This is a genomic window from Scytonema sp. PCC 10023, assembly GCF_963920835.1.
Classification (GTDB): Bacteria; Cyanobacteriota; Cyanobacteriia; order Cyanobacteriales; family Nostocaceae; genus Kalymmatonema.
Genome location: NZ_CAWUDP010000060.1, coordinates 17,680 through 35,458 on the forward strand (window position 1 = coordinate 17,680; position 17,779 = coordinate 35,458).

General features: G+C 44.2%; 18 protein-coding genes and 1 pseudogene. 11 read left to right on the forward strand and 8 right to left on the reverse strand.

What is annotated here, in order from left to right; genetic code table 11:
* Position 1 precedes the first annotated feature (1 nt).
* Positions 2-841, forward strand: a complete 840-nt coding sequence (locus ACM0OZ_RS30185) for a DUF3153 domain-containing protein (protein WP_414586524.1) — start codon at positions 2-4, stop codon at positions 839-841.
* Positions 842-881: 40 nt separating this feature from the next.
* Here the strand turns inward: ACM0OZ_RS30185 and ACM0OZ_RS30190 are convergent, their stop codons facing one another.
* The 3 genes from ACM0OZ_RS30190 to pdxH form a co-directional block, all read right to left on the reverse strand.
* Positions 882-1,124 (reverse strand): hypothetical protein, encoded by a 243-nt coding sequence (locus tag ACM0OZ_RS30190; RefSeq protein WP_414586525.1) that lies wholly within the window; start codon positions 1,122-1,124, stop codon positions 882-884.
* 74 nt (positions 1,125-1,198) lie between these two features.
* Complete coding sequence (locus tag ACM0OZ_RS30195; protein WP_414586526.1) at positions 1,199-2,119, reverse strand: cyclase family protein; 921 nt, start codon at positions 2,117-2,119, stop codon at positions 1,199-1,201.
* A 10-nt stretch (positions 2,120-2,129) separates the two neighbouring features.
* Complete coding sequence (pdxH, locus tag ACM0OZ_RS30200; RefSeq protein WP_414586527.1) at positions 2,130-2,774, reverse strand: pyridoxamine 5'-phosphate oxidase; 645 nt, start codon at positions 2,772-2,774, stop codon at positions 2,130-2,132.
* A gap of 132 nt (positions 2,775-2,906) precedes the next feature.
* Here pdxH and ACM0OZ_RS30205 point away from each other — a divergent pair, with 132 nt between their 5' ends.
* The 3 genes from ACM0OZ_RS30205 (at position 2,907) to ACM0OZ_RS30215 (ending at position 5,572) form a co-directional block, all read left to right on the forward strand.
* Entirely contained in the window at positions 2,907-3,959 is a 1,053-nt protein-coding gene (locus ACM0OZ_RS30205; protein ID WP_414586528.1) for an AI-2E family transporter, read from the forward strand.
* Positions 3,960-4,169: 210 nt separating this feature from the next.
* Positions 4,170-4,589 carry a lipopolysaccharide assembly protein LapA domain-containing protein gene (locus ACM0OZ_RS30210; protein ID WP_414586529.1) on the forward strand — a complete coding sequence of 140 codons (420 nt, stop codon included), beginning with the start codon at positions 4,170-4,172 and terminating at the stop codon, positions 4,587-4,589.
* 140 nt (positions 4,590-4,729) lie between these two features.
* Positions 4,730-5,572, forward strand: a complete 843-nt coding sequence (locus ACM0OZ_RS30215; protein WP_414586572.1) for a segregation/condensation protein A — start codon at positions 4,730-4,732, stop codon at positions 5,570-5,572.
* Between the two features lie 163 nt (positions 5,573-5,735).
* On the opposite strand, the gene ACM0OZ_RS30220 is transcribed toward ACM0OZ_RS30215, so the two are convergent.
* The gene (locus ACM0OZ_RS30220) at positions 5,736-5,903 is read right to left on the reverse strand and encodes a hypothetical protein (RefSeq protein WP_414586530.1); all 168 of its coding nucleotides are present in this window, start codon (positions 5,901-5,903) and stop codon (positions 5,736-5,738) included.
* Positions 5,904-6,097: 194 nt separating this feature from the next.
* Here ACM0OZ_RS30220 and ACM0OZ_RS30225 point away from each other — a divergent pair, with 194 nt between their 5' ends.
* Positions 6,098-7,264 (forward strand): sugar phosphate nucleotidyltransferase, encoded by a 1,167-nt coding sequence (locus ACM0OZ_RS30225; protein WP_414586531.1) that lies wholly within the window; start codon positions 6,098-6,100, stop codon positions 7,262-7,264.
* Between the two features lie 71 nt (positions 7,265-7,335).
* Here the strand turns inward: ACM0OZ_RS30225 and speA are convergent, their stop codons facing one another.
* Entirely contained in the window at positions 7,336-9,351 is a 2,016-nt protein-coding gene (gene speA, locus ACM0OZ_RS30230) for a biosynthetic arginine decarboxylase (RefSeq protein ID WP_414586532.1), read from the reverse strand.
* A gap of 196 nt (positions 9,352-9,547) precedes the next feature.
* Between speA and ndk the strand changes: the two genes are divergently transcribed.
* Complete coding sequence (ndk, locus tag ACM0OZ_RS30235; RefSeq protein WP_041041794.1) at positions 9,548-9,997, forward strand: nucleoside-diphosphate kinase; 450 nt, start codon at positions 9,548-9,550, stop codon at positions 9,995-9,997.
* A gap of 72 nt (positions 9,998-10,069) precedes the next feature.
* On the opposite strand, the gene ACM0OZ_RS30240 is transcribed toward ndk, so the two are convergent.
* A complete protein-coding gene (locus tag ACM0OZ_RS30240) occupies positions 10,070-10,804 on the reverse strand; it encodes a TerC family protein (RefSeq protein ID WP_414586533.1) in 735 nt (244 codons plus the stop codon).
* Positions 10,805-11,051: 247 nt separating this feature from the next.
* On the opposite strand from ACM0OZ_RS30240, the gene ACM0OZ_RS30245 reads away from it, so the two are divergent.
* Complete coding sequence (locus tag ACM0OZ_RS30245; protein ID WP_414586534.1) at positions 11,052-11,657, forward strand: Uma2 family endonuclease; 606 nt, start codon at positions 11,052-11,054, stop codon at positions 11,655-11,657.
* An 18-nt stretch (positions 11,658-11,675) separates the two neighbouring features.
* Here ACM0OZ_RS30245 and ACM0OZ_RS30250 read toward each other — a convergent pair whose 3' ends face one another.
* Both ACM0OZ_RS30250 and ACM0OZ_RS30255 read right to left on the reverse strand, forming a co-directional pair.
* A complete protein-coding gene (locus ACM0OZ_RS30250) occupies positions 11,676-11,918 on the reverse strand; it encodes a hypothetical protein (protein ID WP_414586535.1) in 243 nt (80 codons plus the stop codon).
* A 5-nt stretch (positions 11,919-11,923) separates the two neighbouring features.
* Positions 11,924-12,040, reverse strand: a pseudogene (locus tag ACM0OZ_RS30255) (tetratricopeptide repeat protein); the annotation flags it as partial.
* 350 nt (positions 12,041-12,390) lie between these two features.
* On the opposite strand from ACM0OZ_RS30255, the gene ACM0OZ_RS30260 reads away from it, so the two are divergent.
* From ACM0OZ_RS30260 to acs, 4 genes are all read left to right on the forward strand, one after another.
* Positions 12,391-13,476 carry a DNA-methyltransferase gene (locus tag ACM0OZ_RS30260; RefSeq protein ID WP_414586537.1) on the forward strand — a complete coding sequence of 362 codons (1,086 nt, stop codon included), beginning with the start codon at positions 12,391-12,393 and terminating at the stop codon, positions 13,474-13,476.
* 44 nt (positions 13,477-13,520) lie between these two features.
* Positions 13,521-14,999: a restriction endonuclease gene (locus ACM0OZ_RS30265; protein WP_414586538.1), complete on the forward strand. Its 1,479-nt coding sequence runs from the start codon at positions 13,521-13,523 to the stop codon at positions 14,997-14,999.
* Between the two features lie 172 nt (positions 15,000-15,171).
* Positions 15,172-15,639, forward strand: coding sequence for an AAA family ATPase (locus ACM0OZ_RS30270; protein WP_414586539.1), 468 nt, complete (start codon positions 15,172-15,174; stop codon positions 15,637-15,639).
* 121 nt (positions 15,640-15,760) lie between these two features.
* Positions 15,761-17,731 (forward strand): acetate--CoA ligase, encoded by a 1,971-nt coding sequence (gene acs / locus ACM0OZ_RS30275; protein WP_414586540.1) that lies wholly within the window; start codon positions 15,761-15,763, stop codon positions 17,729-17,731.
* The last annotated feature ends 48 nt before the right edge of the window (positions 17,732-17,779 follow it).

A 17,779-nucleotide genomic window follows, 5' to 3' on the forward strand; every position in this document is an offset into this window, starting at 1 on the left:
CATGAATTTGTATGCTTTAGGAAAGAGTTTTGTACTTGGGAAATTTAACCGCGTTTTTCCAATCCGAAATCCTATTTTGTGGGTTGTGCTGTTAACGTCTCTGCTGCTATCTGGTTGTGTCAACTATAATGTGGGCGTTAATTTTGGCAGTGGCAATGGCGGCGAGTTTGTGCAGCACATTAAGTTGGAAGAAAAACTAACCAGTTTTAGTGGCGATTCTGTGTATGAATGGTTGAATAGTATAGAACGTCGCGCCCGTAAATTGGAAGGTAAAACACGACGGCTTTCTCAACAAGAAGTTATTGTTTCGATTCCCTTCAGTAGCGGTCGAGAATTACAAACGAAGTTTAACGAATTTTTCCACCCTAATGGTACTCAAACATCTAAATCCGTTAAGAGTGAATCTAACTCAGAACTGCCGAGAATTGACTCTAACTTACTGGTGTTTCAGAATAATTTCTTACTTTTAGTGCGGAATCGATTGATTTATGACTTAGATTTGCGATCGCTTGCTCTAATTTCCAGCAATGGAAATGTTTTGGCTAATCCTGGTTCAATTCTCGATTTAGACTTTAGCTTGAACACTGCTTGGGGCGCACGGAGTGTGGAAAATACCGAAAATGCCATCCTTCCAGAAAAGAATGGACATCAGTTGATATGGAAGCTCAAGCCGGGAGAGTTAAACCATATAGAAGTGGTTTTCTGGCTTCCTAGTCCCCTCGGTATCGGTACTTTGTTGATTATTCTGTTTGTCTGGGCTGGGTTTTACCTGAGATACACTTTTATGCCTGATCCCAGGGTTCAGTTTGCTCCACAACCAGCAGTCATTGAGAATCAGTAGACTCTTCAGCTTGCCAGCGTTTGATTGCGTCTTTGAGCCGTTAGGGTAGATCCGTTATGGGCGGTATTGGCTGTGTTTGGTTGAATTCTTCTGCTTGTGCTTGCTGCTGCTGTAATGAGGGTACGTTCCACTGACTTCGTTCAGTATCAGTTGTTGTTGGATCAACATCCCATAGCCGATACCTGTTGCCATCTGAGACAAACTGAGTGCCATACTTTTGCGGTTTCCCTTGATACATGAGCCATCGGTCTAACGCAGCAGTCAGCAGTCCTGAAGAAAACAAGATAATCCTGGCGTTCTTTGTGATCGGCTGCAAACAGGGAAAGCAGTTCAAGATTCATGGTAATTTGTTGTCCTTTATCGCACCCGTACATTAAGCTGTTGATCCCAACGCAGTGGTTTATTTGCTTTTTGCAAAGGAGATTCCGGGATTTGACCCACCGACACACCATATTTCCAGTCGGGCGGGCAAATAGCGATATAGCGTGCATAACCTCCTAAGCCACCTTTGAATTTAGGATAACCAATTGCCACCAGTGCGCCTGTCTCTGGTACTTGATCTAAATTCGCGACACCTTCTGCTTGGGCATATCCGTTGTTCAAGAGCCAAGCTTCTCCTTCCAAAGTTGGGGTGCTATCTGTATCAAGGGGTTCGTGTCCGTGGAACAGAATCTGGCGCTGCAAGTGCAAAAACTGGAGGGCTTGCAGCGACACCCCAGGAAACTTCTTCCTTTTAGCGAGTTCGGGGTTGGGCCATTCCTTAGACCAGTCCGAGCGCACAAACACAACTGAGCCTTGAGGAATTCTACCATGCTGACTTTCCCAATCCTGGATATCTTGAACACTAAGGTGATAGTTGGGATCACGAGCGACTTTGTCTTGGATCGGAATGACTACCAAGGGACGAACAGCAAAGGTTGCAGGTAACTCATCAATTGCTGGATAATCAGGGTTCCAGTGAGCAGGTGGATCTAACTGAGTTCCAAACTGATCAGTAGACAGGTCGTAATGAGTCGCTTCAAAGCCATCCTTTTGGTAGGTGTATGGCTTCCCCGTTTTTGGGTTGACGGTAGGTTCAAACTTGGACGGACCAAACCCTGACCAGACAGGGATTGAAGGAGTGATGGTATGCGTGAGGTCAACGTATTTAGCTTTTTTGAGTGACTGCTGATAAACTTCCCACAGGGGAGGGACAGGGCGCGGCTGTGCTGCATTTATCGACAGGCAAACAACAACGCTCAAGAAGGTGACTAAACACAAAAGCCCAAATTTTTTCATTTCCTATTTACTAAGGGGACAAACGCACAATTTTCCAACTACCGTCATCTAAGCGAGTGTAAAGCAAGCGATCGTGCAGGCGGTTAGAACGCCCTTGCCAAAATTCGATTTCTGTCGGGATCACGCGTAAACCGCCCCAGTGTGGCGGTCGCTGAACATCTTGGTTTTGATATTTAATTTGGAGTTCCTGCATCCGTTGCTCAAGCACTTCTCGGCTTTCGATCACCTCGCTTTGGTTAGAAGCCCATGCACCCAGGCGACTGTTTAGAGGACGGCTATAAAAATACTCATCAGACTCGCTTTCGGAAGCTTTTTCTGTTCGCCCACAAATGCGGACTTGGCGTTCTAGTTCCGCCCACCAAAAAACCAGGGACGCTTGGGGATTTTGTGCTAACTCTTGTCCTTTGTGACTGTTATAGTTGGTGTAGAATACAAAGCCCCGCTCGTCGAAACCTTTGAGCAGCACCATTCTTGCCCTTGGCTTACCATCTGGTGTGACCGTGGCAATAGTCATGGCATTCGGTTCAGGAAGTTGGGCGGATAATGCCTGGTCGAACCATTGTTTAAACTGTATAAAAGGATTGGGGTTAACATCCGAGACGCTAAGACCCTGCAAGGTGTAGTCTTTGCGAAGGTCGGCTATAGTTTTGTCCATTGTCGTTTGCTTCCTTGTTATCAAGTACATCTATGGGTGTCTTTGTTAAAAATATTTATTTATTATGGTGTCATCAGCCCCAACCAAGTTGTACTTCATGCGTCAAGGCGCTTCTAAAAGAGATAACATAAGATGCACCGTTCAGCGTCAGTTCAACGTCTGTTAATATACGGTCTGGGCGGTCCGATTATCGCTCTCAATCTCTGGTTGCTGTATCTGCTTTTTCGCTTATTCCTGCACCCAATCACTATTGTGAGCATTGCAGCAATTCTGGCTTTTTTACTCAACTACCCAGTGAAGTTCTTTGAACGTGTTACCTTGACGCGTCCTCGGGCAGTTATCATCGTTTTGTTAGTGACTCTGACGCTTTTGGTCATTCTTGGCGTGACGCTAGTGCCAATAGTGATTGACCAAACGATACAACTTTTGAATAAAATTCCGGATTGGCTAGCCACCAGTCAAGCAAATTTGGAACATATTGAAGCTTTAGCTCAGAAGCGGCGTTTACCCTTAGATTTGAGGGTGGTGAGCAATCAAATCAATGCCAACATTCAAAGTTTGGTGCAACAGCTGGCTTCTGCTGCTGTGGGATTTGCAGGGACGGTGCTGTCAGGCGTACTTGATGTGATATTAGTGGTTGTGCTGGCATTTTATATGCTTTTGTATGGCGATCGCGTATGGTCTGGCATATTTAACCTCCTCCCACCTCATATTCGATTCCCTTTGAGCACCTCTTTGCGGCTCAATTTCCATTACTTTTTCCTCAGCCAGATTTTGCTGGCGTTGTTCATGGTGGTCAGCCTCACCCCTGTTTTCTTAATTCTTAAGGTGCCTTTTGCCCTGTTATTTGCCATACTCATAGGCATATCCCAACTTATTCCCTTCATCGGGGCAACTCTAGGTATTGGTTTGGTGACTTTTTTGATTTTGCTGCAAAATTGGTGGTTGGCAACTCAAGTAGCTGTTGCTGCCATTATCATCCAGCAAATCAAAGATAACCTTTTAGGTCCCAAGTTACTTGGCGATTTTATTGGCGTTAATCCCATCTGGATTTTTGTGGCTATTCTCATGGGATTCGAGATTGCTGGTTTGTTAGGAACACTGGTTGCTGTCCCAATTGCAGGTACTATAAAGGGTACCTTTGATGCTATCAAAAGCGGTAAGGAGGCAAACAATGTCACTTAGTAGGAGTATGCTTGAATGATTGAGCAAAAATTCAATACATAAACATTATTTATTTAGCTAATTTTGATATTATAAGTGTATCAAATATTATTTAGCACTGTACAAAATACATTTATTTTTATACCATTTTATTCTAGATGTGTAACTTGATTGTTTTCAAAATTCCTGAAATCAAAAGTTGCATAATCCCGAAATACCATTCACAATGGTATGAGTTATGATTTTCAGGGAAGCATTGGGCAAAAACAATTACGTAGTATTTGGTTTCCAATGAGACAAATCAACTTTGTAATAATTTTTATCTTTTCTTTAGCACTAGCTTTATTTACCCTTGAGAACACCCAACCGGGAACAATAAATGTTGTTCCAGACGTGCAGGTGCAAGCACCAATTGCAGTTGAGTTGGTTTTGGCAAGCGGTATAGGAGCGGTTTTTGCTTGGTTATATAGCATTTGGACACATTGGCAGAGACTACTCGTTTCTGGTCAACAAGTGCGACAGAAAAATGTCAAGATTAAGGAACTAGAAAGCAAGGTTGAACAGTACCAAGCAGAAGTTCAATCATTAAAACTTGCTCTTCCACCAGCAAATGATTCTTTAGCAAAAGAAGCACAAGCAATTACCCAATAAAGGAATTGGTTAGTGGTTAATTGGTAGTCGTTAGTGAACAACTAACAATCAACAACTAACCAATAACAACGCTCCAAATGTACAGACGCGCTCTCATGAAAGCGTCTCTAACAATTCCCAATCCAAAATCCAAAGAATTAATGGATGCTTCCGAGCTATTAGAAAAAATTACACTCCTTATTCATCAGGCGGAACTGGGGGAAATAGACCCTTGGGATGTGAAGGTGATTGAGGTGATTGACCGTTATTTAGAACTAATGGCACCGGAGGCAACCACGAGGGGCTATGAAGCCGATTTATCTCAATCAGGGCAGGCTTTTTTGTCGGCATCCAAGCTTGTGTTATTTAAAGCAAACACTTTGATGCAATTGCAATTATCAGCAGAACAAGAAGCGGTCGTTGATGATGCATTGCCAGAGAGTGAAGACGGGGTGATCTCTCATGCTCAACGCTTACCATTAGAGCGGCACTTGCGTCGTCGTCTAGCAGCAATGCCACCACCAAAGCGTCGCGTGACTCTGCAAGAGCTGATTGAGCAATTGCAAGTCATGGCGCAACAATTGAAACTGGTAGAAAAAGTCAATAAACCTGCCCGTCCTAGACGCCAACCTAGTTTGCAAAGTATGCGTGCTGCATTAGAGTTGGCTCACCAGGAAAATCTTACAGAGGTGGCAATTGAGCTGGAGCAGGTGTTGCAAAGTGTAGCAACAGATCTGAGTTTACAGAAAAATTGGCTGAATCTGGAACAGCTAGTGGAGTTGTGGACTCAAACAAAGCAACCAGAACATAATGGTACACACACATCAAGGCACAGCCATCTAGTTGTTAGCGTTTTCTGGGCGCTCCTACTGCTTTGTGCTCAATCAAAGGTAGAGCTATTTCAAGAGGAGTTTTACCAAGACATCAAAATTAGGTTACTTACAGATTCAGCCAACAACAACAAATCCATAGATAGTCCTGTGAATCAAGAGTGTACAACATAGGAATATTCATGATTTTCAGACTTTGGCTTCAGTAAACTCCAAAATCCGATTAAATTGAGAACATAACCAATCAAAAAATCTAGATGCGCTCTGGGCGGTGAGACAGCGCTATGCAGGAGGGTTAGCTCGAACTCACAGCGACTGCGTGCCTCTTACAGAGGAGCTACGCTAACGCCGAAGCCGTGTCGAAGACATACCCCGTTCGCGCAGCGTCTCCGACAGGAGAAGGGCTTCCCATTTCCCATAGGGTTAGGGGCGCACCCGTTGGGTACGGTAGGATAAAGGATGATGCAAAGCATAAAGTATCAAAGCTAAAGTACCAAAATTTCATACTTTACGCTTCCTATTTTATACTTTCTTCATAATTTGTCCTTCACATTTTACACTGGCTATGCCTATGGTTGCACCAAGTCCTCTTAATTTCTGTTATCCGTGCTTTTAGGGATGACTTACAGCGGAAATAAACTGATGATGAAGTACCAATTGATAACAGTAAACTGGCTTGTGGTTGAGGAATAAAGACATATGAAGGCGATGATTCTCGCGGCTGGTAAAGGTACTCGCGTACGTCCGATTACCTACACAACGCCCAAACCGATGATGCCCATCCTGCAAAAGCCAGTAATGGAATTTTTACTAGAGCTTTTACGCCAGCATGGGTTTGACCAAATTATGGTCAATGTTAGCCATTTAGCAGAGGAAATTGAAAGTTATTTCCGTGATGGTCAACGGTTTGGTGTGCAGATTGCCTATTCTTTTGAAGGTCGCATTGTTGATGGTACCCTCGTGGGAGAAGCCGTTGGCTCTGCGGGAGGAATGCGGAAAATCCAAGACTTTTATCCGTTCTTTGACGATACCTTTGTGGTGTTGTGCGGTGATGCCTTGATTGACCTAGATTTGACAGCAGCTGTGAAGTGGCATAAATCTAAGGGATCTATTGCCACTATTATCATGAAATCTGTTCCCTTAGAAGAAGTCTCGAGCTATGGTGTAGTCGTTACTGATGAAAACGGTCGTGTTAAGGCTTTCCAAGAAAAACCCAAGGTAGAGGAAGCGCTCAGCACCAATATCAACACAGGTATTTATATTTTTGAACCAGAAGTTTTTAATTACATCCCCTCTGGGGTAGAGTATGACATTGGTAGTCAGCTGTTCCCCAAACTGGTGGAAATTGGTGCGCCCTTTTACGCTATCCCAATGGACTTTGAATGGGTGGATATTGGTAAAGTCCCAGACTACTGGCGGGCAATTCGCGGTGTCCTTTCAGGGGAAATAAAAAATGTGCAAATCCCAGGTCAACAAGTCGCGCCTGGTATTTACACTGGCATGAACGTTGCCGTCAATTGGGACAAAGTCGATATCACAGGTCCAGTTTACATCGGTGGCATGACCAAGATTGAAGACGGAGCCAAAATCGTTGGTCCCACGATGATAGGTCCAAATTGTTGGGTATGCAGTGGCGCAACTGTAGAAAACAGCGTGATTTTTGAATGGTCACGACTGGGTCCGGGAGTACGACTCGTTGACAAGTTAGTATTTGGTCGTCACTGCGTAGACAAGACAGGAGCAACAATAGATGTCCAAGCCGCTGCTTTAGACTGGCTGATTACTGATGCTCGTCAAGATCCACCCTCTCATACGCCAGTTGAACGACAAGCCATTGCCGAATTGCTGGGAACAAACGCGAGTTAGTCAAAAGTCATTAGTCATGAGTCATTAGTCATTAGTTATTAATTAATGACTAATGACTTTTAACTATTCTTTTAACTATTTAGATAAGTGTAGCGCCGCAAACTCTGTTCGTAGGTTTGCATCAGTCTTTGAGATTCCGCTAACGTAATGCGATTTTCTGCTAAAGCATGTTCGCAGCGCTGGCGGATGCTTTCCACCATGTCCTCAGAGTCATACTGCACATAGCTCACCACTTCGCTCATGGTGTCGCCTTTGACGACATGTTCGATTTGGTAACCTTTTGGTGTCAATTGGATGTGAACCGCGTTAGTGTCGCCAAAAAGGTTGTGCAAATTGCCCATGATTTCTTGGTAAGCCCCATTCAGGAACATCCCTAGATAATAGGGTTCTCCTGGTTTTAAGGTGTGCAGTTCCAAAACTGACTTCACATCCCGCAGGTCGATAAATCGATCAATTTTACCATCACTATCACACGTTAAGTCTGCTAAAATCCCTCGCCGTGTTGGTTCTTCTCCCAAACGGTGGATTGGCATAATGGGGAAGAGTTGGTCAATAGCCCAACAATCAGGTGCGGATTGAAACACAGAAAGATTGACGTAGTAGATGGAAGCCATGATTTTTTCTAGGTCTTCCAGTTCGTCGGGTACGTATTCCTGCTTTCTGGTGATCTCAACAATTTTTTGACAACAAGCCCAGTAAAGCCTTTCCGCTTTAGCGCGTTCTGTGAGACTTAAAATCCCTAAGTTAAAGCGACTGATGGCTTCTTCTTTAAATTGAGTCGCGTCGTGGTAGAACTCTTGGTAATTCTCTTGGTTAATACATTGGTAAGTTTCCCACAGATAAGTAATAATTGGGGATTCTCCCTCTTGTGGCAGATCTGGTGGGTCAAGAGGGACACTGCTGGTACTAAGTACATCAAAAATCAACACCGACTGATGGGAGGCGATCGCCCGCCCGCTTTCGCTTATCAGTGTTGGTACGGGGATATTTCGCTCAGTACAGGTATCTCTTAACTCTGCCACGATGTCGTTGGCATAGTTCTGCATATTGTAGTTTTTCGAGGCGTAGAAGTTGGTTTGCGAACCGTCATAATCTACACCCAAGCCGCCACCAACATCGAGATACTTCATGTTTGCCCCCAACGCCGCTAACTCTACGTAGATACGGCTGGCTTCTTGGATGGCATCTTTAATCACATTGATTGCAGAGATTTGCGAACCGATGTGGAAGTGTAACAGCTGTAACGAACCCAAAAGGTCAGCTTCGCGTAACTTGTCAACTGCGTGAATAATTTCGGGGATAGTCAGACCAAATTTGGCGCGATCGCCTGTTGAGGTTCCCCAGCGTCCCATTCCTTGGGTACTGAGTTTCGCTCTCACACCGACAATTGGATCGATCCCCAATTGTTGGCTGACTTCGATCACCAAATCGACTTCTTCAATTTGTTCTAAAACGATCACCGGCTTTTGCCCCAGTCTTTGTGCCAGCATCGCCGTTTCGATGTATTCTCGGTCTTTGTAGCCGTTGCAAATGAGCATTGCTCCTGGTGTATCTAGCAATGCCAGGGCAATCATTAATTCTGGCTTGGAACCCGCTTCTAAGCCAAATTGATGGGGTTTGCCGAACCGCACCAAGTCCTCAATTAAGTGCCGCTGCTGGTTGCATTTGACAGGGAAGACACCACGGTACGTGCCAGGGTAGTTGTAGCGGGCGATCGCTTTGGCAAAACAAGCGTTTAACCGCTCAATCCTGTCTTCTAAAATATCCGAGAAACGAATTAACATCGGTAGCCCCAAGTTACGCTGCTTCAGGGCGTTGACAAGTTCATACAAATCCAAAGAACCACCGCGATCGCCTCTGGGAGAGACAGTGATATGCCCAGCAGCATTTATCGAAAAGTAAGGCTGTCCCCAACCTTCGATCCGGTAAAGTTCTTCGCTATCCTCTATTTTCCACAGGCGCGACATATCTGGAGACGACGCTGGTGGTAGCAGCTTTTTTTGTTTGTGATTTTTCAATTCAGTTTTGTGTCCGTTAGACGGCGGTTTCACCACCTCTTCTGATGCATCTGTTGACTCAGCACGCATTTCTTCCTGACCTCTATGTTACACCCACGAAATAACAATTTAGCGCATTCATCTTTCAGCGCGTATGCATCTTAGAGATACTTTCTTTTGATATTCTCAGATTGGTCATTTGTGATTGCTCATTTGTCATTGACTCTTGACAAAAGACAAAAGACACTTGACAAAGGACAAAGTTGTTAAATTTGAGGAGATAGCTTTGGAACGCACATTCTTAGCAATTAAGCCTGATGGCGTGCAGCGTGGATTGGTTGGAGAAATTATCCGTCGCTATGAAGAAAAAGGCTTTACCCTCGTTGGTTTGAAATTTCTGAAAGTCAGTCGGGAATTGGCTGAACAGCACTATGATGTTCACCGGGAAAGACCTTTTTTTAGTGGGCTGGTAGAGTTTATCACTTCTGGTCCAGTGGTAGCGATGGTTTGGGAAGGCGAAGGCGTTGTCGCCGCCGCCAGAAAAATCATTGGTGCAACGAACCCGCTTTCCGCAGAACCCGGAACAATTCGAGGCGATTTTGGCATCAATATTGGTCGTAACCTGATCCACGGTTCCGATGCTATCGAAACAGCGCAACGGGAAATATCCCTGTGGTTTAAGGAAGAAGAATTGGTTTCTTGGCAACCAACCTTAACACCTTGGTTGCACGAGTAACTTAGGGAGTGGCTAGCTCCAAATGTAGAGACGCGCCATGGCGCGTCTCTACAACAGTCCCACTAACAATTCCTACTCCCTACTTCCTTCTACAACTTCAGTCTTTTCTGGTTCTTCTATGATTTTTTCGCTTTCAGTGCGCTTAGAAAATCCCCATGCCAGAATGAGGGCGATCGAAGTAATCATGAACCATTGTGGTGGTACCAAAGAATCGTTCACCACTTTGAGAAGCAAGCGCAAGCCCACTAACGCCACAGTGATATAGCCTGCGTCTTCCAAGTAGACATATTCATCTAACCATTGGATAAACAAACCCGCCATAAAGCGCAGGGTGACAACACCAATAGTCGTACCCGTAATCACCAGCCACGTTTCATTAGAAACGGCTATTGCAGTGGTGACGCTATCCAGAGAAAATGCTAAATCTGTGAAGGCAAGAACAGGTATGGCTTGCAACACAGAGTTAAAACGAGGACCGTGGTGTTGATTGTCTTCGCCTTCTTCGGAAGTAAAATGTTGGAATACTAACCACAGTAGGTAAGCTGCACCTAGTAACTCAAACTGCCAGAACTGTTGCACCCAAGTAGCTGTCAGAAGTAAGGTAATTCGCAGAACGTAAGCAACCACCAAACCAATGTTAAGCGCCTTACGTTCGAGCTCCTTGTCTTCCAGTCCTTGAGCGATCGCAGCGAGGGCGATCGCGTTGTCAGCAGACAGCACCGCCTCTAGAAAAATCAGAATGAGCAGGACTATGGAGGTTTCAATGCTGAAGTGAAAGTGAAGATAATCAAAAATTTGGTCTAGCATTCCAGGTTTCTCAAGCTGCAAAACTTAAAAATGAACAGTATTAGCGAATTTATTATAGAAGGCGCAATAAAAAGCTACTTTTATCAAGCTTAACCTGTCAGGGCTAATTTCTGAAGACTGGCAAATTGCTAGGATATGGACACGGTAGCAGAGCAAGCCACAATATAAGACTTTTCACCTGATACAGACACCAGCAGAAACAGCGACAACGCTGTGTGATCATAAACGCCTAGCAGAGGGAAAAACCATGACAACGACTACAACTGGGAAAAAGCTGACCTTTGAGCAATTCCTTGAGCAATGCCCTGAGGATGGTCGTTATGAACTGGTGAATGGAGAAATAGTGAGAATACTGGCAACTAGGCTGCACGAAGATGTAGCAGATTTCATTGCCAAACAACTGGATAAAGAGGTTGACCGACTCAGCTTAAATTATAAGGTCTCCGGTAGGATTATGATCGCAACCGTGACCCAAGACGGGCAGGAGCAGGGACGAAACCCTGATGTCAGCGTTGTTAGCTTAGATGTTTGGCGAAAAAACCGCTCAGCAAGTTCTGCACTGCGTGAACCTCTGCAACTGGCTGTAGAGGTGATATCAAGCAACTGGGAGGATGACTACATCGATAAACTAGACGAATATCAACGTCTGGGCATTCCCGAGTATTGGATTGTAGACTACTTGGCTCTTGGTAGCAGAAATTACTTGGGTAATCCCAAGGTTCCTACTGTTTTTGTGTATCAGTTAAATGCTAATGGCGTCTATCAGCCAACTGCTTACAGAAGCTCTGATCGCATCGTATCTCCCACATTTCCAGAATTGCAATTAACTGTTGACGATATTTTGAAAGTTTAAGAGTGCAAGCACAAAGCGTCATTGAGCGATCGCATTACCCTTCCTTGTCCAATAATTAGCAGGCGCGTGTATGTTGTCATGATGAATGGAGCCGATAGCGCAATGTAGACACGAAGTGGCTTCCCGTTCGCCGTTAGGCGTTCCGAAGGAAAGGGTAGCATCTCGCAGCAGAGTGGGACACAAACTCAGATTCTTCGCTCCGCTGGCGTTCCGTTCAGAATGACACTTTGGACAGCAACTGGCTATCAGCTTCGTCGCCAAAGCACCAAGCTAGTGGCGACATCGGGATGTTCTTCTCCGAGCAGGCGTTTGCACAGTGCCAAAGCTTGCACCAACAGCGGTTCGGCTTCGCTGTAGCGTCCTTGTGAGTTGTAGATATATGCCTAGTTGACTCCAAATTGTGGTTCAATTACCTGAAAATTGCTGTAGTTCCTACGTAAAAACCTAGGCTATCTGGTAACGATTATTTCCATGCATAAAGCGAACGCTCACGATTGCGACAATAAAACAGCGTTGCTGTGCACTCCTAATCATCAAACTACCCTAGGGAAAATTTTCCCTAGGGTAGGCGCGATTGCATTAGAGCAAATGTACTATGATTGGCGCAGAGACTTAGCGCGTTGCCCTATTTAGCCAGCAAAATGATCAAAAAAATAGTTAACAGTTGGAAAACTTATGCTTTTATGAATAATGCTGTCTTCGTGGAGCGTACAATCGTACTAACAAAGTTTATATGAGACTTAATTGTAACCCTTACTACGAAACAAAATTTGGTGCTGCTTATTTGGGCAACAGCCTAGAATTAATGGCAGGTATTCCCGACGAAAGTATCGACCTGATTTGCACGTCTCCACCGTTTGCACTGGTTCGTAAAAAAGAATACGGAAACGTTGATGCCGAGGAATATGTTGAATGGTTTAAAGATTATGCGGCACAGTTTTACCGTATTCTTAAACCGACAGGCTCACTGGTTATTGATATTGGTGGTAGTTGGATTAAGGGGATGCCAGTTCGTTCTCTTTACCATTTTGAATTAGTTGTTGATCTGTGCAAAGCAAAAGAAAAAGGCGGACTTGGGTTTTATCTGGCACAAGAATTATATTGGTATAATCCAGCAAAACTCCCCACGCCGGCTGAATGGGTGACAGTTCGTAGGGAAAGAGTTAAAGATTCGGTAAATACAATTTGGTGGTTGTCAAAAGAACCACATCCTAAAGCTAACAATAGAAGGGTTTTAAAGCCTTATAGCGATGCAATGAAGAACCTTCTCAAGAATGGGTACAAACCCAAAGTCAGACCATCAGGTCACGATATTTCCAATAAATTTGGAAACGACAGAGGAGGGGCTATCCCCCCAAATATTATTGATGGACGTTGTAGTACAGACAAAGAAGAAATAGGGCAACCTGCTCTTCCTCAAGAAATTTTATTTGAAGATTTAGTCCAGCCCGTAAATGTGATTTCTGCCTCAAATACTGCTTCCAACGATTATTATCAACGGCGTTGCAAAGAAGAAGGTTTTAAGCCACACCCAGCAAGATTCCCTCAAGCCTTACCAGAGTTTGTCATCAACCTTTGTACAGAACCAGGCGATATTGTTTTAGAACCATTCGCTGGTTCTAACATGACAGGTCGGGTTGCAGAAACCTTACAAAGACGTTGGTTAGCTTTTGAGATTGATGAAGATTACATCAGAAGCTCAAAGCTGAGATTTGAAGAAAATGCTCCTTTGGTTGTTGAACCTCCAGCCGATTTACCACCAGTAGTATCAGAAAATGCTGATAAAAACGACCAGGCTGTACAGTTAGGACTGTTTTAAAAAAGGCTTTCCAGCTAAATCAGATGTTTTACGGAAATTACACAATGGAGTCTAAAAAATTAAAAAGGTTTACTTATGGACATCAGTTTGAGCCAGCCAAATTCTCTTTAGTTGAAATTCTGGAATTATGTAAAGAGTGCCAACCAAGTCGGGACACACTGGAAGCTAATATTGCCCAACGCTACTTTTCCCAACATTCTAAACGGGCATCATCCAGGCTTGCTTCGTCAGACAATATCAGCAAGTTGGCAATGAACTGTTTCTTATCACTCAGAGCCTATCAGTTGATTGAGGATTTGGAACAGCAACGCCAATATAAAATCACTCCTATTACTGACGAAATTTTATCTAATGCCAACAATACTTCTTTTGTAAATCGACGGTTTGCGGCTCACATATTAAATAATCTGTCAGGCATGGCTCTATTGAAAGCTATCGACGCAATTAATGCCAGAGGAGAAGAACCACAGTTGGAGTCGATAGCATATGAATTACAGGAAAGGAGATATACTATATCGCCCAATGCCATTTACACAAGCACCATGAGAAGTTGGTTGTCCCAGGCAGGTGTTTTTGAACGGGAATACGAAATAAACTGGGATGTCGTTTCCGAGATTCTAGGTATCAATAAAGATTTTATCGATGAGCTTTATACCTTGACTCCTGGACAAAAACATTTTCTGCTGAGTCTACTTAACCTTGATCTAAAAGAATTTACACCAGCCAATAAAGTTGCCCAACATACCAGGAGTATTTATAAACTTAGGCTCACAACGAAAAATTTGGTCAAGGACGTTATTGAGCCTCTTGCAAATCTCGATTTGATAGAAACAGAAAAAACCACAGGTGGTAGAGGGGCTAAACCGAATAACGTCAGATTAACCAGCAAAGCCCAGTCTGAACTATTAGCACCCCTTCTAAAATCCATTGCTAATGAAACCCGGCTTTCTGAGATTGAACTCAACCGCAACTTTGATGATGTTGTAAATGACTTAAATCATCCAGATAAACACATCAAAGGCAAAGCTTTAGAGCTTCTGGCAGTCTGGATGATCCGCCTGACCAGTCTACGTTTTACAAAATGGCGTAGTAGAGAAAATGGCAAAGGAGAAGTAGATGTCCTAGCGGCTTCAGACAGGTTTGTTTATAGCCGATGGCAGATTCAATGCAAAAACACAAACAAGGTTGATATTGATGTCTTAGCCAAAGAAATCGGGCTGACATTTGTTACAGGGGCAGACGTGGTAATGGTTGTAACAACTGGTGAGTTTACAAGAGATGCTTACCAATATGCATACAGAATGATGGAAATATCCCGCTACTATATGATTTTGTTACAAAAAGATGATATTGAAGCAATTAAAACAGATAAGACGAATATTGTTGAAATTCTGGACAGAAAGGCTAGGCGAGTGTTTGCGAAGAAAGAACTCAACGTGTCTGACGAAGAGTTGAATGAAATTGAACAGGAAGAAGATTTGATGGCTGAAGCTATCGAAGATGAAATAGATGATAACAGTTGAGATATTTATTCAGCTATATCGGTATTGCTATCAATGAGTGATATCAACGCAAGGGCTATACTAAGCGTGAAAATTTTCACGCTTAGTATACTCAATAAGTATTTGGATTTAATACCTACAGGGCTAGATATTTCATTAACCAAATATGTAAATGTAACGGTTTATGCAAGAAATGATGATACTACTTAAATTTCGAGTAACAAATTTTCGTTCTGTAGATGATAGTGGCTGGATTGAAGTAGATAACGTAACTTCACTAATTGGTACTAACGAATCTGGTAAAACAAACCTTTTGTTGCCTCTTTGGAAGTTAAATCCCGCCAAAGATGGAGAAATTAAACCAACAGCAGATTATCCTCGCAAGCGGTACAACGAAATTAGATCGATGGATGAGAAGCCCGTGTTTATTGAGGCTCACTTTGAATTGCCAGAGACCCTCGCTAAAAAAGTAGCTAATCTGACAGGCTCTACCATAGATGATGTAAGAATTGCTCTTGTTGAAAAAAGGTTTGATGGTACGTACATAATAGGCTTTTACCGCGATTACGTTTACGCTATAAAAAAAACCCTGTACGCTAGTGAGCAAGAAAGTCCACGGGTGCAGGAGTTACGGCATGAGCATCGCGCCCTAGCTGGATAAATTGTGGCTATGTATCAATTAAGTTTGTAATACTGGCACATCTTAACGAAAATCAAAACACTTTCTGGTAAATCTGCGTACACAATAGTGTTCAGTCACATCGCCAATTGCACAAACAATCATGTCTCAACCCACGATAGAATCAATCCTTCAAGAAAAGCGTTTATTCCACCCAAGCCAAGAATTCTCCCAAAAAGCCCAGATCAAAAGTTTGGAAGAATACCAGCGCCTCTACGACAAAGCTAAAGCTGATCCCCAAAAATTCTGGGCGGAATTGGCAGAACAAGAGTTGCACTGGTTCCAAAAGTGGGACACAATTCTAGACTGGCAACCGCCTTTTGTTAAGTGGTTTGTCAACGGTAAGATTAATATTTCTTACAACTGTCTTGACAGACATCTCACCACTTGGCGCAAGAATAAAGCTGCCATTATTTGGGAAGGGGAACCAGGCGACTCGCGCACCCTCACCTACGCCCAACTACATCGGGAAGTTTGCCAGTTCGCTAATGTGCTGAAGCAACTGGGTGTGAAAAAGGGCGATCGCGTCGGCATTTATATGCCAATGATTCCCGAAGCGGCGATCGCCATGCTAGCCTGTGCGAGAATTGGCGCACCCCATAGCGTTGTTTTTGGTGGTTTTAGTGCAGAAGCTTTGCGCGACAGGCTAATCGATGCGCAAGCAAAACTGGTCGTAACAGCTGATGGTGGTTGGCGTAAGGATGCAATTGTACCTCTCAAGGAACAAGTAGACAAAGCTTTAGCCGACGGCGCTGTTCCCAGTGTAGAAAATGTTGTGGTTGTCAAACGTACCGGACAAGATACCAATATGACATCGGGACGCGACCAATGGTGGCATGATTTGCAAAAAGGTGTCTCTGCAGATTGTCCCGCTGAACCAATGGACAGTGAAGATATGCTGTTCATCCTCTACACTTCTGGTAGCACTGGCAAACCGAAAGGCGTTGTACATACAACGGGTGGTTATAACTTATATACCCACATGACCACCAAATGGATTTTTGACTTACAAGAAACAGATGTATACTGGTGTACTGCTGATGTAGGTTGGATTACGGGTCATAGCTACATCGTTTACGGTCCTCTTTCCAACGGCGCAACAACGGTGATGTACGAAGGTGCGCCTCGTGCCTCTAACCCTGGCTGTACGTGGGACATTATCGAGAAACTCGGCGTTACCGTTTTTTATACCGCACCTACTGCCATTCGTGCCTTTATCAAGATGGGCGAACACTTACCCAACGCACGAAACCTGTCTTCCCTACGCTTGCTGGGAACCGTGGGTGAACCAATTAACCCAGAAGCCTGGATGTGGTATCAGAAAGTGATTGGGGGCGATCGCTGCCCAATTGTCGATACTTGGTGGCAAACAGAAACTGGCGGTATCATGATTACACCCTTACCTGGTGCAATTCCCACCAAACCTGGTTCCGCAACTCGTCCGTTCCCTGGCATCTTAGCCGATGTCGTGGATTTAGAAGGCAACCCTGTAGGCGACAACGAAGGCGGTTACTTGGTCGTACGGCATCCTTGGCCCGGTATGATGCGAACAGTATACGGCGATCCAGAACGCTTCCGTCGCACCTACTGGGAACACATCCCCCCGAAAGATGGGCAGTATGTCTACTTTGCCGGTGATGGGGCAAGACGCGATGAAGAAGGTTACTTCTGGGTGATGGGACGTGTGGATGATGTAATTAATGTTTCCGGGCATAGACTGGGAACAATGGAAATTGAATCAGCCTTAGTTTCGCACCCCACCGTAGCTGAAGCCGCAGTGGTAGGCAAGCCTGATGAACTCAAAGGGGAAGAGATAGTTGCCTTTGTCACTTTGGAAGGTGGTAATAACCCCAGTGAAGAACTGAGTAAAGAACTGAAAAAACACGTTGTACAGGAAATTGGGGCGATCGCCCGTCCGGGAGAAATTCGCTTTACGGACGCTTTGCCCAAAACTCGTTCTGGTAAGATTATGCGGCGATTGCTGCGGAATCTGGCAGCGGGGCAAGAAGTTTCCGGCGATACCTCCACCCTAGAAGATAGAGGCGTTTTGGATAAGCTGCGCGAAGGTGCTTAAGTAATTCAAAATTTAAAATTGAAAATGATTTAATCCTGCGTAGGGTGC